We start from the raw sequence: 24,560 nt of genomic DNA, 5'->3' as shown, positions 1-24,560 counted from the left end.
CAGCGTGCTGCGGACGGTTGACAGGAGAAAGGTCCGGACCTCAACGTGAGCGCCGTACTACGGAACGGAACCGGGTCCGATCACCTCGCCCGGTCCACGGTGACGGACGCGAGGGGCGCGTATGGGCGAGCAGACCGGCGAGACGGAGCAGTCCCACAGGGTCGCGCAGGGCGACGCGGGGACCACGGCGGCGCGGGAGTTCTTCGACGCGGCGATCGCGCTGCTGAGCCGGATCAGGGACGGCGAGGCGGCGGGGATCGAGGCGGCGGGCAAGCTGCTTGCCGAGACGGTGACCGACGGTGGCCGGATCTTCGCCTTCGGCGCCGGGCACTCCTCCCTCCCCGCGCAGGACACCGTCTACCGGGCGGGCGGACTGGCCGTGATGAACCTGCTCAACGTGCCAGGGGCACTCGGGGTCGCCGTCCGCCCGGCCACGCTGGGCAGCGCGCTGGAGCGGGTCTCCGGGCTGGCGGCCGCAGCGCTGGACTCCAGTCCGGCGCGTGCCGGGGACGTACTGATCGTCATCTCCCTCTCGGGCCGCAACGAGCTCCCGGTGGAGCTGGCCCTCAACGCGCGCGCCCTCGGGCTCAAGGTCGTGGGCATCACCTCGGTCGCGTACGCGGAGCAGACCCGCTCCCGGCACGCCACCGGCACCTTCCTCAAGGACCACTGCGACATCGTCGTGGACAGCCGGATCGCCGTGGGTGACGCCGTGCTGACGGCCGAGGGCGTGGCAGCCCCGTTCGCGCCCGCCTCCACGGTGGTGACCAGCGCGGTGATGCAGGCGATCGTCGCCACGGCGGCGTGCGAGCTGGCGCGCCGGGGCGTGGAGCCGCCCATGCTGCGCTCGGGCAATGTGGACGGCGGCCACGACTGGAACGCGCACGTCATGGACGAGTACGCGGACCGGATCTTCTACCGCTGACCGTCCCCGAGCGCGTGACCGCTCCCCAGCGCGCCCGCCAGGTCCACGGCTGCCGCGACGTGGGTGGCGATCTGCTCCGCGTAGTCCGCGTCCTCCCGGTCGAAGGGGCGGCGGCCCGCGTCCCTCAGGAAGGTGACGACGCCGAGCGAGCGGCCCCGGCAGCGCAGCACCGTGCACAGCCCGTGCACGGTGCCCTGCGGCCACTTGCGGGTCCGCGCCCACTCGGCCGCGTCCGGCCCGCGCTGCGCCCCGCAGCTGGCCCGTACGGAGGTGCAGCGCTGGTACGCCTGGAGGGCCGGGTGCCCTTCCGGGTAGGCGACGGGGATACCGCTGGCGGTACCGGGCTCGATGAACGGCGGGCGGCCGCGTTCGGCCGCGGGTGTCAGCGCCGCCCGCACCAGCCGCGGATCGCGGGGCGGCAGCGCGTCCAGCGAGGTGTCCTGGGTGCGCGAGGGCTCGGGTCCGGGGTCGGCGGTCAGATCCAGCAGCGCGTGGTCGGCGAATCCGGCCAGCGCGAACTCCAGGTGGAGGCACGCGGCTTCCATGGGGTCGGCGCACTCGGCGGCGGCGCGCGCCGCGCGGTGCGACTGGCCGTCGCGGAAGCGCAGCCGGGCCGCCTCCCGCTCGGCCTGCTTCTGGTCGGTGGCGTCCTGGAAGAGCCAGGCGACGCCGAGCGGTACGGGTTCCTCGGCCAGCGGTGAGGACAGCCGCAGGAAGCCGCTGCGCCAGCAGCGGCGGCGCGCCGACTCCGCGGTGGGCGCTGCCGCCCGCCCCTCGCCGTCGCTCATCCGGGCGGTGTCGCCCTCGGCGGCCTCCCCGGGGGCGGAGGCGGGGTCCGCGCCGTCGCCGCTCTCGCCGTCGGCAGGACCGGTTCCGGTACCGGTACGGCCCGTGCCCGTACGGTCGCTGGGCGCTCGGAGCGTCACCCAGATCTCGGCGGGCGCGGGCGGCGCCCCCTCACCGAGCACGTGCTGGAGTGCGCCCTCCAGCTCCTCCATGCCCTGTTCGAGCAGTTCGCCCAGCGGGCGGCCGAGCATCCCGGCGCGCGCCGGGACGCGGAAGGCCCGCGCCGCGTACGCGTTGACGACGGTGGGCCGCAGGTCGGCGTCGACCAGGACGACACCCCACGAGGCGTCCTCCAGCAGCGCCTCGCTCAGCGCTATGCAGCGCTCCAGATCGATCTGGGCGTGCACCTCGCTGAAGGCGCAGTAGACGCCCTTGGGACGGCCGTCCGCGCCGCTGACGCCCGAGGACTGGATACGCACCAGCACCCGTCCGCCGTCCTTGGTCAGCAGCGCGAACTCGTGCACCTGACGGCCGGGCGAACGCATCGCGTCCAGCAGCCGGCCCTCGACCTCCTCGGCGTCGGCCGGGCGCACCGCCCAGCCCGCCAGGCCCTTGCGGCCGACGGCCTCCTCCTGCGTCCACCCGAGCATCCGCTCCGCCTCGCGGTTCCAGTGGGTGACCACGCCGTCGGCGTCGAAGGCGCACAGCGCGGCGTCCATGCCGTCGAGCAGCGCGGCGAGCAGAAGTTCGTCGTCAGGCCCGCCGTCACCGTCCGAGGACGACGCGGAGTGAGTCTCGGATCGAGCCGCCACCTCGGCACCCCCCTTGTTGCTGTGCCCGTCTTGTTGCCGTACCCGTCTGCTGCGTCGTCGCTCAGCGCCACGACGTATGTACGGATCATTCAACTCGAACGTGACGCACCCCACAGGGAGTTCCCCGAAATCGTTGTCGCCCCGAAATTCGTTTGCCGCCCACCGGAGCGGTGCCTACGGTGTGGAGCACACAGGAAAGGAGGTGATCCGGCTGATGATCAATCACCGGACGTGTGAGGTGGCTGCGGCCTGAGGCCGACGCCACTAGCGTGACGCCGGTTCGCCGGCCAATCCACAGCAGTCACCCGGCCCGTGGGCTCGTCGGACTCGTCCGACCGACGCCGCCGCCTCCGGCGGTGGAGTCGCCCACGGGCCGTTTCCTTTTCGTGCGCCCCATGGGGCGGTACGGGGCGCGGGTCCCCTCAAGGACAGAGCCGCTCGATCTCCCACGTGCCGGCCGCCGCGAGGCGGTACCGCAGGCGGTCGTGCAGGCGGTTCTCCCGGCCCTGCCAGAACTCCACCGTCTCGGGCCGCACCCGGTAGCCGCCCCACTGGGCCGGTGCCGGAACGTCCTCCCCCTCCGGGTAGCGCTCCGCGAGTTGTGCGTACAGCCGGTCCAGCTCCTCCCTGGAGGCCACCCGCGAGGACTGTTCGCTCGCCCAGGCGCCCAGCTGCGAGCCGTGCGGGCGGGTGCGGAAGTAGGCGGCCGTCTCGTCCCGCCCGGTGCGCTCGACAGCACCCGAAATGATCACCTGACGGGCGATGCCGTGCCAGGGGAAGAGCAGCGAGGCATACGGATTCGCCTCGATCTCCCGCCCCTTGCGGGAGCCGTAGTTGGTGAAGAAGACGAAACCGCGCTCGTCGTAGCGCTTCAGCAGGACGGTGCGGGAGCTGGGGCGGCCCTGCTCGTCCGCGGTGGAGCAGACCATGGCGTTGGGTTCGTGCAGCCCGCTGGCTGTCGCCTGGGCGAACCAGAGCGCGAACTGGGCGAAGGGGTCGGGCGCCAGGTCCTTCTCACTGAGCCCTTCGTCCCGGTAGTGGGCGCGCATCGCGGCGGGATCGAGAGTGGTCGAGGCCACAGGCGTCTCGGGGGCGGTCGCGTCGGGAGCGTCGTCGGTCTCGGCAGTGTCATCAGCGTGAGGCACGTCGCTATCTTGCAGCATCCATCCAGGCCGCGGTCGGACAGTCTGCCCGGTGGACACCCTCCGCACACCTGCCGGACGGGAATCGGCCGCTGTGCCGCTTCTCACCCTCCCCTACAGGTGCCGGAACCGACAGAATCCTGCCCCGAGAGCTGTGGTGGCCGCACACCAAGAGCTATCGTTGCCGCTCCGCCCAGCAGCGTGCTCCAGGCCACAGGCAGCGGAGCGTGACCACCGTCCGGGGCGGGCATGACCGAGGTGACGGCCCGGTCCGTGAGCCGCAGACGCCGGCAGCGGAACCGTTCGCCGCGCTCACACAGCATGCGCCGCATGCGCCGCACGCGCCGTATGCACGCAGACCACGCTGCCCCGCGCAGCCCACGCCAGCAGGTCGTTCCGCCGTCAGCACAGCTTGACGACGCTTTACGAGGGAGCCGCCAGATGTCCGACTTCGTACCCGGACTCGAGGGAGTCGTCGCGTTCGAGACGGAGATCGCCGAACCCGACAAGGAAGGCGGCTCGCTCCGCTACCGAGGCGTGGACATCGAGGACCTGGTCGGCCACGTCTCGTTCGGCAATGTGTGGGGCCTGCTGGTCGACGGCAGCTTCAACCCCGGCCTCCCGCCCGCCGAACCGTTCCCCATCCCCGTGCACTCCGGGGACATCCGGGTGGACGTCCAGTCAGCGCTCGCCATGCTCGCGCCCGTCTGGGGCCTCAAACCGCTCCTCGACATCGACGAGGGCACCGCCCGTGACGACCTGGCCCGCGCCGCCGTCATGGCCCTCTCCTACGTCGCACAGTCCGCACGCGGCCAGGGCCTGCCGATGGTGCCGCAGAAGGAGATCGACAAGGCCGACACGGTCGTCGAACGCTTCATGCGCCGCTGGCGCGGCGAGCCCGACCCCAAGCACGTCGCCGCCGTCGACGCCTACTGGACCTCCGCGGCCGAGCACGGCATGAACGCCTCCACCTTCACGGCCCGCGTCATCGCCTCCACCGGCGCGGACGTCGCGGCGGCGCTCTCCGGTGCCGTGGGCGCCATGTCCGGCCCGCTGCACGGCGGTGCACCCTCCCGCGTCCTCGGCATGATCGAGGAGATCGAGCGGGAGGGCGACGCGGACGCCTATGTGAAGCGCCAGCTGGACCGCGGCGAGCGGCTGATGGGCTTCGGCCACCGCGTCTACCGCGCCGAGGACCCGCGAGCGCGCGTGCTGCGCCGTACGGCCAAGGAACTGGGCGCCCCGCGCTACGAGGTCGCCCTCGCCCTGGAGAAGGCCGCCCTCGCCGAGCTGCGCGCCCGCCGCCCCGACCGGGTGCTGGAGACCAACGTCGAGTTCTGGGCCGCGATCGTCCTGGACTTCGCCGAGGTCCCGGCCCATATGTTCACCTCGATGTTCACCTGCGCCCGCACCGCCGGCTGGTCGGCGCACATCCTGGAACAGAAGCGCACGGGCCGCCTGGTGCGCCCCTCCGCCCGCTATGTGGGCCCCGGCCCGCGTGACCCCCGCGAGATCGACGGCTTCTCCGGCTGACGCCTTCTCCGGCTGACGCCGCACACACGCGTCCCCGCCACCTGGTGTGGTGGCGGGGACGACGTGCGCGGGCTCACGTGTCCGTCGTGCCCGTGTCCACCGGCCGACGGTCACTCCGACGCTGCAGAGCCCGGAAGTCCTCGAACCACGCCTGAGTGCGCCCGTCCTCGCCGTCGGCGTGCCTCCGGACAGTCCGGGTGGCGTACAGGCTGTTGAGCAGCCACGGCCGTTTGTCCGGACCGATGTCGCGCACCATGGCTTCGGCCTGTGCCACGCCATAGGTGGCCACGGCGAGCTTCCCCGTGTCGCGGAACCGCTGCACCTGGTCCGCGAGGTAGTGCCTGTTTCTGCTGAACCAGGGACACATGGACAAGAAGGCGTTCCACTTCCGCTCCGGGAACGGGTTGCGGACAGCGCTCCGGAGAAGCTCCCACACCCGCGTATCCGGATCGATGCCGTAGCGCCGGGCGAACCGGGCCGGAATCCTGTCCCGCATGTGCGCACTCCAGTCGAGCACCAGGGAGAACTCGGTGGCAAGGAACCTCTGATCTGCACGGAGCAGTGGGACCACGTAGTCCAGGTACTGCTGGGCGGCGTCGAGGGAGGCCACATGCGGGTGGATGTCGACGCCTTCGATCTCCCGCGTGTCCTGGACGAACTCCATCCACCGACGGGTGGCCGCGGTCCGCCAGGCCGGGTCGTCCAGGTGATTCAACGCACCCATGTACAGCCGGGTCCTGCAGCCTTGCGCGTAGTGCTTCTTGCGGTACGCGACAAGGTGCTGTGCCAGATGCTCGTAGAAGACGTTGAGGTCCGGGCCGCCGCGCTCGGCCCGGCGACTCTCGATGAACGGCTCGTTCCCGATCACCAGGATGTCGACCTTGTCCAGCACGGCGCTCGCCACCTTCTCCACGCGCGCGAGTTCAGCATCCATGAGCGCGCTGCCGACTGCGGGGAACGCACGCTCGTGGTAGGGGAACTTCAACGACAGGACGGTGCCGTACCCCTGCTCGTGCGCGTCCAACAGCGTGGCCACGGCCCGCTGGCGCTCCAGTGCGCCTTTGCCGACCTCCCGCATCGGAAGGAAGCCGCGCAGCCAGCCCGCGGAGAGTCCACGTAACTGGGCGAAGCTCAAATCGCGGGGGTCTCCGTTGAAGTTGGCCCCCAGTGCGCCGCTCGGGGCCACCCCGCGGCCCGAGCGCCCGGCTCCTGACTCATCCGGCGCCCGCTTCTTCTCCGCACTGCATCCCGCCGCCAGGAACGCGGCGGCGGACGCGCCGAGCAGCAGACGCCGCCGCGACACTCCGGGCTCCTTTGCGCGGCGCGTACCGGACTCCGGCCGCGACTGGTGAGCCATCCCGTCCTCCTCCTCGGTGTTCCAAGGGATACGCGTACGCGGGGCCGGACGTGTTCAGCTCGTTCAGCCCGAGCGACCGGCCCCGCCCGAGCGGTGGGTTCAGCCCAGGACGACCGGGTTGACGAAGGTGCCGGGACGCGTGGCGCTGGACTGGTCCAGGATGGCGCCGCCGTAGGGCCAGTCGAGAGTGACGTGGGTCGTCTCGTTGGGCGGGGTGATCAGGACCTTGCTCGGCACGAAGAGCTTGGGACCCTTCATGTCACTGGGCACCGGCAGGATGTTCATGCTGACCGCGGCGGTGCTCTCACCGGGATGCAGGGTGATGGTGCTGGGCGTGTCCGCGGAGCGGCGCAGGTCCCAGGTTTCGCCGGACTTGCTGACCAGCTGGACCCCCGGGAAGCCGCGCAGGGTGCAGGTGCGCCCGCTGTCGTTCTTCAGTTGGACGGTCGCGATCTGCTGGTGGTCGGCGTCCATGTCCGGGGCGCCACCGTGCGGGCCGCCCCAGGTGAAGTCCAGCTCGCCGGTGTGGCAGCGCTTGCTGCTGCCGGCGGCGGAGGAAGTGTTCACCGCGTCGGTCCGCGACCCCTTCTGGGCGGCCTTCTTCACCTTCACACCCGAGGAACCCTTCGCCTCGGCGCCCGAGGAACCCTTCGCCGCGTCGGCGTGCGTGCCCGCCTTGGAGGAGGACGCGTCAGTGGACGAGCTGCACGCGGTGGCACCTGCGCCGACCGCGACGACGGCCAGCACGGCGGCAGTGCAGCGAACGGCGCGAGTGAGCTTGCGAGTCATGGTTCCTCTTTCCCGGCGCCGGACCTCTCCGTCCGGCGCTCCCCGTCTCATGGAGTGCGTCTTACGGGAGGTGTGATGCGGCCCCTCCTGCGGAGGTTCACGACCCTGGCCGGAAAGATTGTCCGGAACCTGTAACAGCCATCCACGCCGGCACGTCCCGCCCTCGCAGTCCCCCCGACATACGTCGTCCCCGCCACCTGTAGCGGTGGCGGGGACGGTGGGGCCAGCCCTTTCTCGTACTCAGTCCTTGTAGTACGGGGTGACCGAGACCGTGCCGTTGTCGTTCACCATGCAGGCGTAGCCCTCGATCAGCCCCTCCTTCTGCAGCGCGTCGCCGAACGCCTGGCAGTCCTTGATGGAGTTGCCGGGCACCACGAGGTCCCGGCCCTGATGAACCGCCGGAGCGGCCTGGGCCGCGCCGATCGTGAAACCCGAGATGGCCAGAAGACCGGCGCCGACAACTGCTGCACGCTTCAGCTTGCGCATACTCTCCCTCTCTGCGGGCACGCCTTGGTGACGTGCGGTTTTGCAGAGAGTTCGATGGCGGCACCACCGAGAAAGTTCACGCCCGATGGCAGCTTTTTGATCTCTGTTCCGCCACGCTCTCCATGAAGACCGCCCACTGGGCGGACGGGAGGGAGAGGACGGGACCGCGCGGATCCTTGGAGTCGCGCACGTGGACGCTCGTGACGGTGTGCGCTACCTCCACACAGTTGCCACCGTCCGAGCCGCTGTAGCTGGACTTGCGCCAAGAGAGCCCGCTCATCCCTACCGCGCCACCTCCGCAATGAAAGCTGCCCACTGGTTGGACGGTACGAAGGCTCTCTCCCACAATCCGGAAGCCTCGACTGACTTCTTCGGCCACCCGAACGAGCAGACAGGAGCGGACGGCAAGGGCGGACAGTCCCACTTCGACTACCTGTTCAAGGACCGCGAGTGGGAGTCGCTCCCCGGCTCGGAGGGCGGGAAGCCAGGCCGCGATGCGATGGGTGACGCGCTGGAAGCCGGTGCGACCGGCCACGTCGCCGGCGCCAAACCGGACTCCCTGGTACACACCCCCGCCCAGGCGCGAATCATGGAAGACGTCGTCAAGGCCGTCTCGGACGAGCCGTCCCGCCTCACCGACCACCTGGAAATGGGCGACAGCCTGGGCCGCATGGCCCGGGAGTACATGCCCGACATCTATCGAGGCCTGGAAAGCGGCACGCCCCCAAAGGATCCGGGAATGGCCCATCTGCCCGAGGACCAGCGGTTGACCTCACTCGAGCGGCTGTTCCCTATCGCCGGGGAGCCAGCGGTATTCGGATCCTCTGGAGAGGCCGAGTCGAAAGTGGCCAGATTCCTGATATCTCTCGGACAGAGTCCAGAGGGCTACCAGGAAGTGCTGGCCGGGCAGAAGCTCTACGGTGACGCGGTCCTGAAGCACCATTTGGACCCGGACGTGCAGGCCCAACTGCAGCCGTACGAACGGTTCGAGGGGTCGGAGACAGATGTCAAGGACCGAGCAGCGCATATCGTGGAGCGCGTCAGCCGACAGTCAGGATATGTCACAGGGGCACTCACACTCGGTCGGCAGGAAGCTGTGGTAAGCGAGGGGCTCGCCCACGACGCCGCTTACGAGAAGGCGCAGACCCGAGTAGGAACGTGGGGCTACGGTGCAGGTGCCACCGCTACCAACGTGTTGTTGGCGCGCACCGGCGTCAAACCAGTCGCCAGCGCAGTAATCTCCGGCTTGACGGGTTCCGGACTCTTCGTCGGCCCGAGCGAGTGGAACATGGCCAACGAGCAGAACGAGGGCGCCGAGAAGGCGAAGCTGACATCGGACTACTGGTCGCACGCCAAGGCGGACGACGTCACGTCGACCAATAAGATGTATCACGGATATGACGGTGACAAGTACGGGCCGGACCATTGGGACACTTGGGTGCGGGCAGGATCCACAGACGGCTTCAATGAGGCGCTGGTCGCCGGCCAGACAATGGCCACTGAATTCACTAACAGCGACCAAGTGAAGTCTCTGAAGTAGACGGAGGAACAATGGCGGTTCTTGGCGAACGCCGCAATGTCACAGTGTGGTTGCTCGTTGCGGTGGCTGTTCTTCTTGTCGCGGTGGCCCTCGTGTCTTATGCCCTGATTTCGAAAGAAGACGGTGGTCCTTCATCCCATTTCGACTCCACGGAGGCGGACTGTTCCTCGGTGACTGGGACGAGTAACACCGAGGAACTGCGCCGCATCGTCCCGGACGCTTCTTCCTACTCGGTGAAGGCCGAGCGAGTCATCCAGGAGAGGTCTGCCAAGTTCCTGTGTGAGGTGCGCGCAGATGACCGGGTCGCCGTGCGGTTTCTGGTGAAGGAGACAGCGGGGGACCGGAACGACTGGGCGAGGTACATCACACACACCGACATCGACTGGTCTTCCGACCGGCACAGGGTGGACGCATACGGAGGAGGCTTCTCCGACGCGCACGCAGCAGCACTGTTCCTACCTTGTCCAGGGCGGGCCGAGTCGATGGGTGCGAATCAAGGCATGAGCCTGACCGTCACCGCGCCGTCAGGTGACCACGAGGAGGACCTGCTCCGGCTCGCCAAGCGCACCGCGAAGTACGCCTCACAGCAGTTGGGGTGCCAGAAGTAGCAGTGCGGCGGGCGGCCGTACCGCGGTAGGGCCGCCCGCCGCCTAGCGGAGCTCCAGTGGGGGGAGGGTGGCCGCGTCGGGGGTCGCCGGCTGGGCTTCCGCTCGGGGGTCCTCCCCCAGGGAGTCGACGATGGCGTTGCCGGCCGTGGTGTGGACCGGGCGGAGGAAGCCGACGGCCAGGTAGAGGGCCAGTGAGGTGAGCAGGGGGAGGCCGACCGTCATGGGTTGGGAGGCGTCCTCCACGCCCCAGTAGAGGATCGCCCAGACGGCGATGCCGCCGGCCCAGGAGGTGATGGCGGCCAGCGAGCCGTGCCGTTTGAACCAGGGGAGGAGGCCGAGCATCAATGGAATGGAGATCGGGCCCATTGTGGCGGCGACGATGCTGACGACGACGGTCATGATGAAGCCGTCGGGGTCGGAGAAGAGCGCGAAGCCCATGCTGAGGGTGACGAACGCGACCGTGGTTATTCGGGCGAAGAGGAGTTGGCCGCGCTCGCCCAGGGTGCGCAGCCGGCGTACGAGTACGGGCGCCAGGTCTCGGGTGATGACCGCCGTGATGACGTTGGAGTCGGAGGCGACCATGGCCATGGTGTGGGAGAAGAATCCGGCCAGCAGCAGTCCGACCATGCCGCTGGGCAGCAGTTCCTGGGCGAGTTTGATGTACGACTCCTCGCCGTTCTCGATGCCCGGCACGATCAGCGGCGCCGCGATCATCGGGATGAAGAGGATCAGCGGCCAGATCAGCCACAGGGCGCTGGACAGCAGCGCGGACTTCCTCGCCCGGGAGCCGGAGGGCGCGGCCATGTAGCGCTGGGCGAGGTTCCACATGCCGCCGTTGTACTCGAACGTTTTGACCAGCAGGAAGGCAAGGATCAGCGTCGTGGTGACCGGGCCGGCGACCGGGTCGCCGTGGCCGGCCGGCAGCTCGCCCCACATGGTCCACAGCGTCGAGAAGCCGCTCAGCTGCGCCATGACGGCCACCAGCATGGCGATCCCGGCCGCGAACTGGATGATGAACTGGCCGAAGTCGGTGAGCACATCGGCCCACAGCCCGCCGAAGGCCATGTAGATCATGGTGCAGACGCCGGTGAGGGTGATGCCCCAGGCCAGCGGTATGTCGGCGAAGCCCTGCAGCAGTACGGCGATGGCGACCCACTTGGCCGCGATGTCGACGACCTTGAGCGCGGCGCCGCTGTAGGCGAGCACCTGCTGGGTGGGCAGGTTGTAGCGCACCGCCAGGTACTCCAGCGGGGAGTTGACGCCGTGCTTGGCGCGCAGCCGGTTCCAGCGGGGCGCGAACAGGAAGGCGCCGATGCCGACGCCGATCCCGATGGTCATCGGCCACCAGAAGTAGACGGTGACGCCGTAGTCGTAGGCGACGGCGGCGAAGGTGACGAACATGATGGCGCTGTAGCCGGACATATGGTGCGAGATCCCGGACAGCCACCAGGGGATGCGGCCGCGCGCGGTGAAGAAGTCCGCGACGTTGTCGACCCGGCGCGTCGCGTACAGGCCGATCGCCAGCATGACGAGGAAGTACGCGCCGACAACTCCCCAGTCCAGTCCGGACATGGCGGCTCCCCTGGTTCGGTTCGCATCAATCAATTCATGTGCGTGAACGCGTGCCAGATCGCTGAACGAGCGTCACCCTAGAAGTGGGCTATAGGGGCGTCAAGACTGCGGACACGGGCCGGGCACCGCCGCAACACACAGCAGCACCCCGCCGCTTCACATCCATGTCGCTGAATGTGATTCGACGGGGTGAGAGGGGAAGGAAGCCGATAGGGAAGGCAGCCGTCGTCAGCCGTGCAGCGCTTCCTCCAGCAGCCGGGCCCACTGTGCGACGACCCGCTCGCGCCGCGCGCTGTCATCGGTCAGCAGATTGGCGAGCCCGAGCCCCCGCGCCATGTCCAACAGCCCCTGCACCGTCTCCCGGACACCGGGCCGGCTCTCCTCGACGCCCAGCAGTTCGACCGCCATCCGGTGCGTCTCCCGCCCGATCCGGGCCTCCAGCGCCGTCACCCGCGGCCCCAACTGCGGCTCGTTGGACGCCGCCACCCACAGCTGCAACGCCGCACGGAAGAGCGGGCCGGTGTAGAGGCGGACCAGTGTCTCCACCCCCGCCCGTACCGAAGCCGGGGTCGGCAGCTCCCGCAGCGCGCGCGACCGCTCCTCCGCCACGTACTCGACGGCCGCCGTGAACAGGTCCTCACGGGTGGGGAAATGGTGCTGCGCCGCGCCCCGCGAGACACCCGCGTGCTCGGCGACCACCGTGACCGTGCTGCCCGACCAGCCGTGCTCGGCCAGGCACGTCACCGCGGACTCCAGCAGCCGCTGCCGGGTCGCCCGGCTGCGGTCCTGCTTGGGCGCCTTCGGCGTGGCGCCTCGGGCCGTGGCCGTGCCGCCACCGCCGGGGGCCGTCGTCCGCTCGTTCCCCGCCCGCGTGCTCACCGCGCGGGCGCCTGCCGCACCGCCCATTCGGGCTCCCGTCGCTCGAGGAAGGCCGTCATGCCCTCGCGGGCCTCGTCCGACGCGAACAGCCGCGCCGACAGTTCAGCGAGCGTACCGGTGTCCCGGTCGAACGCGGCCAGCACCTCCCTGGTGACCAGCCGCTTCGACTCCGCCAGCCCCTGCGGGGAGCCCCGTCGCAAGCCGTCGAGTATGGGCGCCAGCGCCTTGTCCGGATCGTCCGCCGCCAGCGTCACCAGGCCGATACGGGCCGCCTCCCGGGGGCCGAACCGTTCCCCCGTCAGGTAGTACCGCGCCATCGCCCGCGGGTCCGTACGCGGCAGCACCGGCATCGAGATCACCGCCGGAGCCACCCCGATCCGCGCCTCCGTGAACGCGAACGTGGCCCCCGGCCCCGCGACGGAGATGTCACACGCCGCCAGGAGTCCGGTGCCGCCCGCCCGGACGTGCCCGGTGACCCGGGCCACGACCGGTTTGGGGAAAGCGACGATCGCACGCAGGAGGGCGGCCAGGGCCGTCGGTCCGTCGGACGGCGCCGCGTCCGCCTCGGCCTTCGCCTCCGCTCCCGCACCCGCACCCGCACCCGCCTCGTTCAGGTCGGCGCCCGCGCAGAAGGTGTTGCCCGTGTGGGTGAGCAGTACCGCCCGTACCGAAGTGTCCTCCTCCGCACGCGCCAGCTCCTCGTACAACTCGCCCACCAGGCGCGCGGACAGCGCGTTGCGGTTGTGCGGCGAGTCGAGAGTGAGCGTGCGGATGCCGTCCTCCGTCGTCGTACGGAGCGCGTTCTCCGGCGCCGTCATCCGTTCTCCCGTCCCCATCAGTACGACTTCGGGAGGCCGAGCGTCTGGTGGGAGACATAGTTGAGGATCATCTCCCTGCTCACCGGCGCGATACGTGCCACCCGGGACGCCGTGATCAGCGCCGCCAGCCCGTACTCACGGGTGAGACCGTTGCCGCCCAGCGTGTGCACCGACTGGTCCACCGCCCGCACGCAGGCCTCGGCGGCCGCGTACTTCGCCATGTTCGCCGCCTCACCCGCGCCGACATCGTCCCCCGCGTCGTACAGCTGTGCCGCCTTCTGCGTCATCAGCCGCGCGCACTCCACCTCGATATGCGCCTGCGCGAGAGGGTGCGCGATGGCCTGGTGCGCGCCGATCGGCTCCTTCCACACCTGCCGGGTACGTGCGTACTCCACCGCTTCGCCGAGGGCATGACGCGCCATTCCGAGAGCGAACGCCGCCGTCATGATGCGTTCCGGATTGAGCCCCGCGAAGAGTTGGAGAAGCCCCGCGTCTTCGTCGTCTTCGCCGACGAGCGCTTCCGCGGGCAGGCGTACCTCGTCCAGTACGAGCTCGAACTGTTTCTCCGGCGCGTCGATCTCCATATCGATCCGGTTCCGGGAAAAGCCGGGCGCGTCGCGCGGGACGATGAACAGGCACGGTTTCAATTTGCCGGTGCGGGCGTCCTCCGTGCGGCCCACGACGAGGGTCGCGTCCGCGATGTCGACCCCCGAGATGAAGACCTTGCGGCCGGTCAGCACCCATTCGCCGGTCGCCGCGTCGCGGCGGGCCGTGGTCGTGATGCGGTGCGAATTGGAGCCGGCGTCCGGCTCCGTGATACCGAATGCCATCTTCAGGCTGCCGTTCGCCATGCCGGGCAGCCATTTCTTCTTCTGCTCCGCCGTGCCGAAGCGGGCTATCACCGTGCCGCAGATTGCTGGTGAGACCACCAGCATGAGGAGCGGGCAGCCTGCGGCGCCCAGCTCTTCCAGCACGATGGAGAGTTCTTGGATGCCGGCGCCTCCCCCGCCGTATGCCTCCGGCAGGTTGACGCCTAGGTAGCCCAGTTTTGCGGCTTCCGTCCAGAGGGTGTCCGTGTGTTTTCCCTCGCGTACTGTTTCTGCGAAGTATTCGCGGCCGTAGCGGTTGCCTAGGGCGGCGACCGATGTTCGGAGGTCTTTCTGCTGAGCGCTCTCAATGAGTCCGGTCACAGATGTCTCCCTTTCATTGGCTGAGGGCCGAGCCCTGTGGCCCCCTCCCGTTTATGGGGGCTCCGCGGGTGGGTGGGCGCCGCTTCCATCGGTTGGGGGCCCGGCCCTGTGGCCCTCTTCCGTTTATGGGGGCTCCGCCCCCAAACCCCCGGGTCCTCGCCGGACGGGCGCTGGGGGGCTCCGCCCCCCAACCACCCCCCGCTACGGGGGCTCCGCCCCCCTAGGAGCCCCCTTCCGCAACAGCACAATCCCGTAGACGTTCGCCCACCCCGCCTTGAGGCGGATGCCCTTGGTTCGGCCGGTGACTCCCGCAGGGTCGTCACCGGCCGGTCCAAGCACCCGCACCAATGAGGGTGGCCTTGAAAGGCAATGGAGAGGCACGAGGCGGCAGGGGGGTCCTAGGGGGGCGAAGCCCACCTAGCGGGGGGCCGTTGGGGGGCGGAGCCCCCCAACACGACCACTCGGCGGCGAGCCGGGACACAAACGGGGCGTGCGTCCACAACGCGGCGGGCCACCCCGTGAGGGACTCGCCCCCCGACACGACCACTCGGCGGCAAGCCGAAGCAACAAACGAGGCGTGCGTCCACAACCGGGGAACCCCGAAGAGAGGGAGGTCTCATGGGGCGACGACCACCAAAACGGTGCCCACTTCGACCTGTTGCCCCGCGGCAACGTGCAAGGCGGCGACCCTCCCCCCGGAGGGGGCCACCACGCGGTGTTCCATCTTCATCGCCTCCAGCCACAGCAAGGGCTGCCCCGCGGCAACCTCGGCCCCCTCCGCCACACCCTCCGCGAGCCGCACAACCGTGCCCGGCATCGGCGCGAGCAGCGAACCCGGCGCGGCGGCCGCCTCGGGCTCCGCAAGACGCGGTTGAGCCGTGAAGGCGTGGCGCCCGGCGAAGACACGGTTGCCGTCGCCGTAGACGGCAACCGGATAGCGCCGCCGTACCCCGTCCACTTCCAGAACGACACAGTCCGGCCGCACGGAAACAGCCCGTACCCCGGGATGCGCGGAGGGGTCCAGAAAGACGCCGCCCCTCCCCCACCCGTACCGCACCTCGTACTCGGCGGCCCCGCCCTCATCCGCGTACCGCCGACTGGCGGTAGCCGACCGCACATTGCGCCAGCCCCCCACCCGCGCGGCGACCCGAGGCCGCCCCGGCACCTCCCGTACCGCCTCGGCGAGTCCGGCAGCCAGCACAGCGACGTCCGCGCCGTCGGGTGCCCCTCCGCTCTCGCGAGCGAGCAATTCCGCGAGGTGCCGGTCATAGAAACCCGTGTCCATCCGCGCCCCGCAGAAGTCCGGGTGCCGCAGCGACCGGACCAGCAAGTCGCGGTTGGTCACCGGACCATGGACCGTCGCCGTCTCAAGGGCGTGGGACAGCTTGCGGACCGCTCCCTCCCGGGTGGGCGCCCAGGCGACGACCTTCGCCAGCAGCGGGTCGTAGTGGACGGTGATGCCGGTGCCGTCGCGGACGCCGGAGTCGACCCGTACGTCACCGGGGACATCAAGCCGCCACAGCCGCCCCGCCTGCGGCTGCCAGTCCCGGCGAGGGTCCTCCGCGTACAGCCGGGCCTCCACGGCGTGGCCCCGCGCAGCGGGTGGCCCCTCGGCAGGAAGGGGCGCGCCCTCCGCGATCGCGATCTGGTGCGCCACCAGATCCACGCCGTGGACGCACTCCGTCACCGGGTGCTCGACCTGGAGCCGGGTGTTCATCTCGAGGAAGAAGGGGCGGCCCGATGACGGGACGAGGAACTCGACAGTGCCGGCGCCCACGTAGCCCACCGCGCGGGCCGCCACCACGGCGGCCCGCTCCAGCGTGCGCAGCACCTCGTCGCCGAGCCCCGGCGCGGGGGCCTCCTCGATGACCTTCTGGTGCCGCCGTTGCAGGGAGCAGTCCCGGGTGCCCAGCGCCCACACGGCACCGTGCGCATCCGCGAGCACCTGCACCTCGACGTGGCGTCCCCGCTCGATGTACGGCTCGACGAACACCTCGCCGTCGCCGAAGGCGGAGGCTGCCTCCGCGCGGGCCGCGCGCAGTTCGCCCTCCAGCGCGGTCAGCTGCCGTACGACGCGCATCCCGCGTCCGCCGCCGCCCGCGGCAGCTTTGACCAGGACGGGCAGGTCCGCCTCCCGCACCCGCGCCGGGTCGAGAGGCTCCAGCAGCGGCACCCCGCCACCGGAGCCACTGCCGGCGCCGCCACCGGCCGCCGCCAGCAACTTCTTCGCGGCGGTCTTCGACGCCATCGCGTCGATCGCCTCCGGAGGCGGGCCGATCCACACCAGCCCCGCGTCCTGGACCGCGCGCGCGAACTCCGCGTTCTCGGAGAGGAAGCCGTAGCCGGGGTGGACGGCGTCGGCGCCGGCCGCCAGCGCGGCGGCGACGACGAGGTCGCCCCGCAGATAGGTGTCGGCCGGGGCGCTGCCAGGGAGCCGTACAGCGGCATCGGCCTCTTCGATGAACGGCACGCCGGCTTCGGCGTCCGCGTCGGAGTGCACGGCGACGGTGGCGATACCGAGTTCGCGGCAGGTACGGAAGACCCGCCGGGCGATCTCGCCGCGGTTGGCGACCAGGATGGTTCGGATCATTCGCTGCTCCCTCTCCCGCTGCACGCGGCTCACATCCGGAAGACGCCGAAGCCGCCGCGGGCACCCCGCACCGGCGCGTTATGGATCGCGGACAGGCAGATGCCGAGGACGGTGCGGGTGTCGCGCGGGTCGATGACGCCGTCGTCGTAGAGGCGTCCGGAGAGGAACATCGGCAGCGACTCGCTCTCGATCTGCTGCTCGACCATGGCCCGCAGCCCGGCGTCCGCCTCCTCGTCGAAGGGCCGGCCCTTGGCCGCGGCCGACTCGCGCATCACGATCGACAGCACTCCGGCGAGCTGCTGCGGTCCCATGACCGCTGACTTGGCGCTGGGCCAGGCGAACAGGAAGCGGGGGTCGAAGGCGCGGCCGCACATCCCGTAGTGGCCTGCGCCGTAGCTGGCGCCGAGCAGCACCGACAGGTGCGGGACCTTCGAGTTCGAGACGGCGTTGATCATCATCGAGCCGTGTTTGACGATGCCGCCCTGCTCGTACTCCTTGCCGACCATGTAGCCGGTGGTGTTGTGCAGGAAGAGCAGGGGGATGTCGCGCTGGTTGGCGAGCTGGATGAACTGGGTGGCCTTCTGGGACTCCTCGCTGAAGAGCACCCCCTGCGCGTTGGCGAGGATGCCGACGGGGTAGCCGTGCAGCCGCGCCCACCCGGTCACCAGGCTGGCCCCGTACAGCGGCTTGAACTCGTCGAACGCGGAGGAGTCCACGATCCGGGCGATCACCTCGCGCGGGTCGAAGGGCACCTTCAGGTCGCCGGGGACGATGCCGAGCAGTTCCTCCGGGTCGTACCGCGGCTCGCCCACGCCGGCCGGGTCCGGGTCGGGGTGGGCCTTGCGCCAGTTGAGGCGGGCGACGACGCGGCGGGCCCGGCGCAGCGCGTCGGGTTCGTCCAGTGCGTAGTGGTCGGCCAGTCCCGAGGTACGGGCGTGCATGTCGGCGCCGCCCAGGCTTTCGTCGTCGGCCTCCTCGCCGGTGGCCATCTTCACCAGCGGCGGTCCGCCGAGGAACACCTTGGCGCGCTCCTTGACCATGATCACGTGGTCCGACATGCCGGGTATGTAGGCGCCGCCCGCCGTCGAGTTGCCGAAGACGACCGCGAGCGTCGGGATGCCGGCCTCCGAGAGCCGCGTGATGTCCCGGAAGAGGGCGCCGCCCGGGATGAAGATCTCCTTCTGGCTCGGCAGATCCGCGCCGCCGCTCTCCACCAGGCTGATACAGGGCAGCCGGTTGGCGTACGCGATCTCGTTGGCCCGCAGCGCCTTCTTCAGCGTCCACGGGTTGCTGGCACCGCCGCGTACGGTCGGGTCGTTGGCGGTGATCAGGCACTCGACGCCCTCGACGACACCGATCCCGGTCACCAGTGAGGCACCGGTGGTGTAGTCGCTGCCCCACGCGGCGAGCGGGGACAGCTCCAGGAACGGGGTGTCCGCGTCGAGGAGGAGTTCGATCCGCTCGCGGGCGGTCAGCTTGCCCCGCTCCCGGTGCCGCGCCACGTACTTCTCGCCGCCGCCCGCGAGGGCCTTGGCATGTTCGGCATCCAGCTCTTCGAGCTTGCTGAGCATCGCGGAGCGGTTGGCCTCGAACTCCGGCGCCCGCACATCGAGGGCGCTCTTGAGGGCGCTCATGGGAGGAATACCTCCGGTATGTCGAGATGGCGCGCGCGGAGCCATTCGCCGAGCGCCTTGGCCTGCGGGTCGAACCGGTGCTGTGCGGCCACGCCTTCCCCGAGGATGCCGTCGACCACGAAGTTGAGCGCCGCCAGGTTGGGCAGTTCGTGCCGGGTGACGTCGAGCGCGGCGGTCTCCGGGAGGAGTTCGCGGAGGCGGTCGGTGGTGAGCGTGTCGCGCAGCCAGCCGTAGATGTCCGGGTCCGCGTCGCGGGCCCAGACGCCGACGTTGGCGCTCCCGCCCTTGTCCCCGCTGCGCGCCCCGGCGACCAGGCCGAGCGGGGCACGGCGGGTGGGCGAGTACGTCGCTCCCGGGGCCCGACCCTCCCAGGGCCCGGTGGGCCGCTGCTCGTCGGCGCGCTCCGCGAGGGGGGAGTCCGTGAAGGCCGTGTCCACCCGCGTACCGTCCGGCAGCACCGCCACATGCGGCACCGACTCGGCAGGCACGTACGCCGCCTCGAAGACCCCGTACGGCGCGCCCCGCGACGGCGGGGCCGTCAGCTGGAAGCCCGGGTAGCTCGCGAGCGCCAGTTCGACCGCGGGTCCCGAGACGGCGCGGCCGACCACGCTCTCGTCCGGGTCCCGCACCACCAGCCGCAGCAGCGCGCTGGCCTCCTCCTGGACGTCCGCGTCCGTACGGTCCGTACGGGCCAGGCTCCAGCTCACCTCGGCCGGGCGCCGCGCACCTGACCGCGCGAAGGCGGCCTCCAGCTGCTCCTGGACGAGCGCCGCCTTGGCGGCCACGTCGAGCCCGGTCAGGACGAAGGTGACCTCGTTGCGGAAGCCGCCGAGCCGGGTGAGGCCGACCTTGAGGGTGCCGGGCCGGGGCTCTCCCCTGACGCCCTCGACGCGTACCCGGTCGGGGCCCTCCTGGCCGAGGCGTACGGAATCCAGCCGTGCGGTCACATCGGGGACGACGTAGCACGGCCCCGCGGTCTCGTAGAGGAGCTGCGCCGTGACGGTGCCGACGCTCACCGCACCGCCGGTCCCCGGGTGCTTGGTGATCACCGAGGAGCCGTCCGCGGCGATCTCCGCCAGCGGGAACCCGGGGTGGCGTACGTCGACGGCGTCCCGGACGAAGAAGGCGTAGTTGCCGCCGGTTGCCTGTGTCCCGCACTCCAGCACGTGCCCGGCGACGACGGCGCCGGCGAGCCGGTCCCAGTCGTCGTCCGCCCAGCCGAAGTGCGCCGCGGCGCAGCCGCTGACCAGCGCCGCGTCGGCCACCCGCCCGGTGACGACCACATCGGCACCGGCGCGCAGGCACGCGGCGATCCCGGCGCCGCCCAGATACGCGTTGGCGGTCAGCACGCCCTCGCCCCAATTTCCCTCCTGGAGCAGGTCGTCGCCCTCGACGTGCGCCACCCGAGCGGGCACACCGACCCGCTCGCTCAGCTCCCGTACGGCGTCGGCGAGCCCGGCCGGGTTGAGGCCGCCCGCGTTGGCCACGAGGGTGACACCGCGCTCACGGGCCAGGCCAAGGCCGTCCTCCAGCTGCCGCAGAAACGTCTTGGCGTAGCCGCGCGCCGGGTCCTTGAGCCGGTCGCGGCCGAGGATGAGCAAGGTGAGCTCGGCGAGGTAGTCGCCGGTGAGGATGTCCAGCGGGCCGCCGGTCAGCATCTCGGTGAGGGCGGCGAAGCGGTCGCCGTAGAAGCCGGAGGCGTTGCCGATCCGCAGGGGCTCGCGCGGAGCACTCTCCGGGGTGCTCACGCCTCTCCCTCCGGCACCACCCGGCCCAACGGCGCGCGTCCGACTCCGGGCGGGCCCGCGAACGCCTGCGCGATGCTCAACCACCGTTCGGCCTCGGTGCCTTCGGCCCGCAGGTCGGTGTCGTCCCGGTGCACCCGCTGGGTGACCAGGCGGCAGAAGTCCAGCGCGCTGCCGGTCACCGACTGGCCCGCGTCCTCGGGCCCGTGGGCCCACACCTGCCCTTCGGGCCCCGTCACCGCCACCCGGAAGGGCTCGGCAGGCGGCTCCAGCCCGCGCACGGCGTACGCGAAGTCGCGGGCCCGCACGCCGATCCGTACCACGTGCCGCAGGCGGTTCGTCGGCTCCCGTACGACACCGAGCGCGTCGGCGACATCCGTGCCGTGTGCCCAGGTCTCCATGATCCGAGCGGTGGCCATGCTCGCCGCGCTCATCGACGTGCCGTACCAGGGCAGCCGGACACCCGGCGCCAGCCCGGCCAGGGCCGCCTCCAACGCCTCGCGGCCCGACCGCCATTGCTCCAGCAGCTCACCGTGGGGGAGGCGGGCTCCGTCCTCGGCTCCGTCGTCGATGAAGCTGCCTGCTTCGGGGAGCGCCAGCCGCTTCTCGGCCTCACGGCGAAAGCCCTCGGGGTCCCGCACGGCGAACAGCGCCTGCTGGTCCGTCCACGCCAGGTGCGCGATCTGGTGCGCGACGGTCCACCCCGCGGCGGGGGTCGGCGCCGCCCATGCGGCGGGCGGCAGATCGGCCACCAGCCCGTCAACCTCCGCGCTCTCGTCCCGCAGATCCGCCAGCACCTCGCCGAGCACGCCCTGTGATACGGCCAACTTCCCGCCCTCCCTGGGTCCGTGGGCACGAGAGTGACAGCGCGGGCAAAAACAAGCAAGCGTGCTTGCATGACTTTTCCTCTCGCGGGTGGGCGGTTGTGCGGCGATCATGGCCGACCTCGCCGTCTTCACGGGACCGGCCGGCGACCTCGGCCAACTGCGGCCCGGCCGCTCGGGGCTCGCCCCGTGCGTGTGGGAGGCGGCTGTGCTGGCCCACGAGCGGGACGCCTTCACCCGGCACGTGCTGGACGGCACCTCGCCCCTGGAAGAGCGGCTGGCCGCATGGCACGCGGACGTACTGGAGGGCGAGGTGCGGTGACCGCGCCCCTCGTCCGTGCTGGGGAACAGCGCCCCCTCCCCGGTACAGGGAGGGGGCGCCTGGCTCACTCCGGTGAGGTTCCGTCCAGGCCCTCCGCCAGGACCTCCGCCAGGTGCCGGCTCTGGTAGCCGCCGAGCTGTTCCATCTGCGTACGGCACGAATAGCCGTCCGCCAGCAGCTCGGTTCCCGGCTCCGCCTGCCGCAAGGAGGGCAGCAGCTGGTCCTCCGCGCAGGCTGCGGAGACCTCGTAGTGGCCCTTCTCGAAGCCGAAGTTGCCGGCCAGGCCGCAGCAGCCGCCGCTGAGCTCGCCGGTGAGGCCCGCACGGTCACGCAGCCGGCGCTCCGCCGCGTCACCGATGACGGCGTGCTGGTGGCAGTGCGTCTGCCCGGCGACCGGGCGGTCGATACGGGGCGGCTCCCAGTCGGGGGCCTGCTCCTCCAGCGTCTGCGCGAAGGTGCGGACTGCCTGAGCCAGCCGCTTCGCACGCGGGTCGTCGCTCAGCAGTTCGGGAACGTCCGTCTGGAGCGCGGCGGCGCACGGGGGCTCCAGGACGGAGACGGGCAGGCCCGCGTCCAGGGCCGGTTCCATCACATCCAGGGTGCGGCGCATCACCGCACGGGCCCGGTCGAGCTGGCCCGTTGAGACGTAGGTGAGACCGCAGCACACCTGCTTGGGAGGTACGACAGGCTTCAGCCCCGCGTCCTGGAAGACCCGCACCGCCGCCGAACCGGCCTCCGGTGAGAGGTAGTTGGTGAAGGTGTCCGGCCACAGGACGACCGGCTTGCCGGTTGCGGAGGCGCGGCCCGGCTGCTTGCGCCACCAGTGCGTGAACGGCGTACGGGGCAGCGCCGGGATGTCCCGCTCGGGGGCCAGCCCGCCCAGCCGCTTGGCGAGCGCCGCCAGCGGGGGCACCTTGGCGCCGGCGTTCAGCAGCGGCACCGTACGGGTGGCGGCGGCCAGCCGCAGCCAGCGCGGCAGCCAGCCCATCGAATAGTGCGCCATGGGGCGGCGCTTGCCAGGTGTGCCGGTGGCTGCGTCGCCCTCGTAGTAGTGGTGCATGAATTCGGCCTTGTAGGTGGCCATGTCGACGCCGACGGGGCAGTCGCTGCGGCAGCCCTTGCAGGACAGGCACAGATCGAGCGCGTCGTGCACCTCCTCGGACTGCCAGCCGTCGGTGACGACCTCACCGGCGAGCATCTCGTGCAGCAGCCGGGCCCGCCCGCGCGTGGAGTGCTTCTCCTCGCCGGTCGCGCGGAAGGACGGGCACATGACGCTCGCCCCCGCCGTCTCGTTGCGGCACTTGGCGACGCCCACGCAGCGGCGTACGGCGGCGGAGAAGTCGCCCCCGTCGTGCGGGTAGCCGAACTCCACATCGACCGGCTTGCGCGGCAGCGGCGCGAAGCGCAGATTGGCGTCCAGCGGGTCAGGACGTACGAGAACGCCCGGGTTGAGACCGTCGGCCGGGTCCCACAGGTCCTTGAACCGGCCGAAGAGTCCGACCATCTCCTCGCCGTACATCCGGGTCAGCAGCTCGGCGCGGGCCATGCCGTCGCCGTGCTCACCGGAGAGCGAGCCGCCGTGCTGCACGACGACATCGGCCAGCGCGGTGGAGAAGTCCCGGAACTTGGCGATGCCCGCCTCGCCCAGCAGGTCGAAGTCGATCCGTACGTGGATGCAGCCGTCGCCGAAGTGCCCGTACGGCAGTCCGCGCAGCCCGTACTCGCGCAGCAGCTTGCGGAAGTCCCGCAGATAGGCGCCGAGCCGGGGCGGGGGCACGGCGCAGTCCTCCCAGCCGGGCCACGCCTCGGCGCCGTCCGGCATCCGGGTGGCCGTCCCGGAGGCGTCCTCGCGGACCCGCCACAGGGCGCGCTGTCCGGCCGGGTCGACGACGAGGGCGTGGTCGGTGGTGCCCTCGCGCGCCGCGCCGCACAGCTGTTCCGCGTTGGCCCGCGCGTGGGCCGCGTCGTCGCCGCCGACCTCCACGAACAGCCAGGCCCCGCCCTTGGGGAGGGAGGCGCGGGCCGCGTCGCCGACCAGGTCGTTGGCCATGCCCTCGACGGTGAGGGGGTGGTACTGGAGCAGCCCGGCCGCCGCCTCGGCCGCAGCGGACTCGTCCGCGTAGCCCAGTACGGCCAGCACCCGCGCACCCGGCGTGGGCACCAGCTTCACGGTGGCGCGGGTGAGGATGCCCAGCGTGCCCTCGCTGCCGGTGAAGACGCGCGCCCAGTCCTCGCCCTTCTCGGGGAGCAGCTCGTCCAGCGCGTAGCCGGAGATCCGGCGGGGCAGCTCGGGGAACCCGGTGCGCAGCCGGGCCAGTTCCCCCTGTACGAGGGAGGTGGCGCCGGAGCGCAGCCGCTCGGGGACGCCTTCCCCGCCGCGCCCGAGCCGGGCACGCTCGCCGCCGTAGGTGAGGACCTCCAGCTCGTGCACGTTGTCCGCCGTGGTGCCCCAGGCGACCGAGTGGGAGCCGCAGGAGTTGTTGCCGATCATCCCGCCGATGGTGCAGCGGGCGTGGGTGGAGGGGTCGGGCCCGAAGGTGAGCCCGTGGGCACCGGCCGCGTTGCGCAGGTCGTCCAGGATCACGCCGGGGCGCACCACGGCCGTGCGGCTGTCCGGGTCCAGATACTCGATGGTGCGCTGATGCCGGGTGAAGTCCAGCACCACACCCAGCCCTGTGGCCTGCCCGGCGATGGAGGTCCCAGCCCCCCGCGCCACCACGGGGACGCCCCGCTCACGGCAGACGGCCAGCACGGCCGCCACATCGTCGTCGTCCTTGGGCGCCACCACACCCAGCGGCACCCGCCGGTAGTTGGAGGCGTCCATCGTCATCAGTGCTCTGTCCTGGGCGCCGAACTCCACCTCGCCGCCGGGCACTGCTGCGCGCAGTGCCCGTTCCAGCTCCCGTGCGTCTGCGCCTGCGCTTGTGCTTGCGCCTGCCCTACGTGCGTCTCCCATGCGCACAGAGTGCACGCTGACCCGGGCCGCTCGCTGCCCCTGCGGGATCTTT

20 protein-coding genes are annotated in these 24,560 nt (G+C 71.1%); 5 read left to right on the top strand and 15 right to left on the bottom strand.

Annotation, left to right across the window (positions count from 1 at the left end; translation table 11 throughout):
- The first annotated feature begins 121 nt into the window (after positions 1 to 121).
- On the top strand, positions 122 to 925 hold the full coding sequence (locus HC362_RS18665) for an SIS domain-containing protein (protein WP_243085086.1): 804 nt from the start codon (positions 122 to 124) through the stop codon (positions 923 to 925).
- On the opposite strand, the gene HC362_RS18660 is transcribed toward HC362_RS18665, so the two are convergent.
- Positions 916 to 2,523 carry a PAS domain-containing protein gene (locus tag HC362_RS18660; RefSeq protein ID WP_279240120.1) on the bottom strand — a complete coding sequence of 536 codons (1,608 nt, stop codon included), beginning with the start codon at positions 2,521 to 2,523 and terminating at the stop codon, positions 916 to 918. The two genes, HC362_RS18665 and HC362_RS18660, sit on opposite strands and share 10 nt — an antisense overlap.
- 422 nt (positions 2,524 to 2,945) lie before the next feature.
- Entirely contained in the window at positions 2,946 to 3,572 is a 627-nt protein-coding gene (gene pdxH / locus HC362_RS18655) for a pyridoxamine 5'-phosphate oxidase (protein WP_243088685.1), read from the bottom strand.
- Positions 3,573 to 4,106: 534 nt separating this feature from the next.
- Here pdxH and HC362_RS18650 point away from each other — a divergent pair.
- Complete coding sequence (locus HC362_RS18650; RefSeq protein ID WP_243085084.1) at positions 4,107 to 5,198, top strand: citrate synthase 2; 1,092 nt, start codon at positions 4,107 to 4,109, stop codon at positions 5,196 to 5,198.
- A gap of 73 nt (positions 5,199 to 5,271) precedes the next feature.
- Here the strand turns inward: HC362_RS18650 and HC362_RS18645 are convergent, their stop codons facing one another.
- The 4 genes from HC362_RS18645 to HC362_RS18630 all read right to left on the bottom strand — a co-directional run bounded on the left by HC362_RS18645 (position 5,272) and on the right by HC362_RS18630 (position 8,110).
- Positions 5,272 to 6,501: a hypothetical protein gene (locus tag HC362_RS18645; protein ID WP_243085082.1), complete on the bottom strand. Its 1,230-nt coding sequence runs from the start codon at positions 6,499 to 6,501 to the stop codon at positions 5,272 to 5,274.
- Between the two features lie 153 nt (positions 6,502 to 6,654).
- Positions 6,655 to 7,344 (bottom strand): DUF4232 domain-containing protein, encoded by a 690-nt coding sequence (locus HC362_RS18640; protein WP_243085080.1) that lies wholly within the window; start codon positions 7,342 to 7,344, stop codon positions 6,655 to 6,657.
- Between the two features lie 240 nt (positions 7,345 to 7,584).
- The gene (locus tag HC362_RS18635; RefSeq protein ID WP_243085078.1) at positions 7,585 to 7,830 is read right to left on the bottom strand and encodes a hypothetical protein; all 246 of its coding nucleotides are present in this window, start codon (positions 7,828 to 7,830) and stop codon (positions 7,585 to 7,587) included.
- A 76-nt stretch (positions 7,831 to 7,906) separates the two neighbouring features.
- Positions 7,907 to 8,110: a DUF397 domain-containing protein gene (locus tag HC362_RS18630; protein WP_243085077.1), complete on the bottom strand. Its 204-nt coding sequence runs from the start codon at positions 8,108 to 8,110 to the stop codon at positions 7,907 to 7,909.
- A 39-nt stretch (positions 8,111 to 8,149) separates the two neighbouring features.
- Between HC362_RS18630 and HC362_RS18625 the strand changes: the two genes are divergently transcribed.
- A complete protein-coding gene (locus tag HC362_RS18625) occupies positions 8,150 to 9,370 on the top strand; it encodes a hypothetical protein (RefSeq protein WP_243085075.1) in 1,221 nt (406 codons plus the stop codon).
- An 11-nt stretch (positions 9,371 to 9,381) separates the two neighbouring features.
- Complete coding sequence (locus HC362_RS18620) at positions 9,382 to 9,978, top strand: hypothetical protein (protein ID WP_243085074.1); 597 nt, start codon at positions 9,382 to 9,384, stop codon at positions 9,976 to 9,978.
- Between the two features lie 42 nt (positions 9,979 to 10,020).
- Here HC362_RS18620 and HC362_RS18615 read toward each other — a convergent pair whose 3' ends face one another.
- The 8 genes from HC362_RS18615 to HC362_RS18580 form a co-directional block, all read right to left on the bottom strand.
- Positions 10,021 to 11,550, bottom strand: coding sequence for a sodium:solute symporter family protein (locus HC362_RS18615; RefSeq protein WP_243085073.1), 1,530 nt, complete (start codon positions 11,548 to 11,550; stop codon positions 10,021 to 10,023).
- A gap of 228 nt (positions 11,551 to 11,778) precedes the next feature.
- A complete protein-coding gene (locus tag HC362_RS18610; protein ID WP_243085071.1) occupies positions 11,779 to 12,456 on the bottom strand; it encodes a TetR/AcrR family transcriptional regulator in 678 nt (225 codons plus the stop codon).
- Positions 12,426 to 13,247 carry an enoyl-CoA hydratase family protein gene (locus HC362_RS18605; protein WP_243085070.1) on the bottom strand — a complete coding sequence of 274 codons (822 nt, stop codon included), beginning with the start codon at positions 13,245 to 13,247 and terminating at the stop codon, positions 12,426 to 12,428. The genes HC362_RS18610 and HC362_RS18605 overlap by 31 nt, the downstream gene beginning before the upstream one ends.
- Positions 13,248 to 13,264: 17 nt before the next feature.
- On the bottom strand, positions 13,265 to 14,437 hold the full coding sequence (locus tag HC362_RS18600; RefSeq protein WP_243085068.1) for an acyl-CoA dehydrogenase family protein: 1,173 nt from the start codon (positions 14,435 to 14,437) through the stop codon (positions 13,265 to 13,267).
- Between the two features lie 616 nt (positions 14,438 to 15,053).
- Positions 15,054 to 17,027, bottom strand: a complete 1,974-nt coding sequence (locus tag HC362_RS18595; RefSeq protein ID WP_243085067.1) for a biotin carboxylase N-terminal domain-containing protein — start codon at positions 17,025 to 17,027, stop codon at positions 15,054 to 15,056.
- 29 nt (positions 17,028 to 17,056) lie between these two features.
- Positions 17,057 to 18,661, bottom strand: coding sequence for a carboxyl transferase domain-containing protein (locus tag HC362_RS18590; RefSeq protein ID WP_243085066.1), 1,605 nt, complete (start codon positions 18,659 to 18,661; stop codon positions 17,057 to 17,059).
- Positions 18,658 to 20,409 carry an acyclic terpene utilization AtuA family protein gene (locus HC362_RS18585; protein ID WP_243085065.1) on the bottom strand — a complete coding sequence of 584 codons (1,752 nt, stop codon included), beginning with the start codon at positions 20,407 to 20,409 and terminating at the stop codon, positions 18,658 to 18,660. Before HC362_RS18585 ends, HC362_RS18590 begins: the two co-directional genes overlap by 4 nt.
- The gene (locus HC362_RS18580; RefSeq protein WP_243085063.1) at positions 20,406 to 21,233 is read right to left on the bottom strand and encodes a TIGR03084 family metal-binding protein; all 828 of its coding nucleotides are present in this window, start codon (positions 21,231 to 21,233) and stop codon (positions 20,406 to 20,408) included. Before HC362_RS18580 ends, HC362_RS18585 begins: the two co-directional genes overlap by 4 nt.
- An 88-nt stretch (positions 21,234 to 21,321) precedes the next feature.
- Here HC362_RS18580 and HC362_RS18575 point away from each other — a divergent pair, with 88 nt between their 5' ends.
- Positions 21,322 to 21,552, top strand: coding sequence for a hypothetical protein (locus HC362_RS18575; RefSeq protein WP_243085061.1), 231 nt, complete (start codon positions 21,322 to 21,324; stop codon positions 21,550 to 21,552).
- A 64-nt stretch (positions 21,553 to 21,616) separates the two neighbouring features.
- Here the strand turns inward: HC362_RS18575 and HC362_RS18570 are convergent, their stop codons facing one another.
- Positions 21,617 to 24,508 carry an FAD-binding and (Fe-S)-binding domain-containing protein gene (locus tag HC362_RS18570; protein ID WP_243085060.1) on the bottom strand — a complete coding sequence of 964 codons (2,892 nt, stop codon included), beginning with the start codon at positions 24,506 to 24,508 and terminating at the stop codon, positions 21,617 to 21,619.
- Positions 24,509 to 24,560 lie beyond the last annotated feature (52 nt).

It is taken from the genome of Streptomyces sp. 891-h, from assembly GCF_022760275.1.
GTDB lineage: Bacteria > Actinomycetota > Actinomycetes > Streptomycetales > Streptomycetaceae > Streptomyces > Streptomyces spirodelae.
This window is presented reverse-complemented; position numbering and strand designations above follow the sequence as displayed.

What these genes read in the sequence shown, in the direction of transcription:
- HC362_RS18665 (WP_243085086.1), top strand. Translation starts at nt 122, where the DNA reads ATGGGCGAGCAGACCGGCGAGACGGAGCAGTCCCACAGGGTCGCGCAG.
- pdxH (WP_243088685.1), bottom strand. Translation starts at nt 3,572, where the DNA reads ATGCGCGCCCACTACCGGGACGAAGGGCTCAGTGAGAAGGACCTGGCG.
- HC362_RS18650 (WP_243085084.1), top strand. Translation starts at nt 4,107, where the DNA reads ATGTCCGACTTCGTACCCGGACTCGAGGGAGTCGTCGCGTTCGAGACG.
- HC362_RS18640 (WP_243085080.1), bottom strand. Translation starts at nt 7,344, where the DNA reads ATGACTCGCAAGCTCACTCGCGCCGTTCGCTGCACTGCCGCCGTGCTG.
- HC362_RS18635 (WP_243085078.1), bottom strand. Translation starts at nt 7,830, where the DNA reads ATGCGCAAGCTGAAGCGTGCAGCAGTTGTCGGCGCCGGTCTTCTGGCC.
- HC362_RS18630 (WP_243085077.1), bottom strand. Translation starts at nt 8,110, where the DNA reads ATGAGCGGGCTCTCTTGGCGCAAGTCCAGCTACAGCGGCTCGGACGGT.
- HC362_RS18620 (WP_243085074.1), top strand. Translation starts at nt 9,382, where the DNA reads ATGGCGGTTCTTGGCGAACGCCGCAATGTCACAGTGTGGTTGCTCGTT.
- HC362_RS18615 (WP_243085073.1), bottom strand. Translation starts at nt 11,550, where the DNA reads ATGTCCGGACTGGACTGGGGAGTTGTCGGCGCGTACTTCCTCGTCATG.
- HC362_RS18610 (WP_243085071.1), bottom strand. Translation starts at nt 12,456, where the DNA reads ATGGGCGGTGCGGCAGGCGCCCGCGCGGTGAGCACGCGGGCGGGGAAC.
- HC362_RS18605 (WP_243085070.1), bottom strand. Translation starts at nt 13,247, where the DNA reads ATGACGGCGCCGGAGAACGCGCTCCGTACGACGACGGAGGACGGCATC.
- HC362_RS18595 (WP_243085067.1), bottom strand. Translation starts at nt 17,027, where the DNA reads ATGATCCGAACCATCCTGGTCGCCAACCGCGGCGAGATCGCCCGGCGG.
- HC362_RS18590 (WP_243085066.1), bottom strand. Translation starts at nt 18,661, where the DNA reads ATGAGCGCCCTCAAGAGCGCCCTCGATGTGCGGGCGCCGGAGTTCGAG.
- HC362_RS18570 (WP_243085060.1), bottom strand. Translation starts at nt 24,508, where the DNA reads ATGGGAGACGCACGTAGGGCAGGCGCAAGCACAAGCGCAGGCGCAGAC.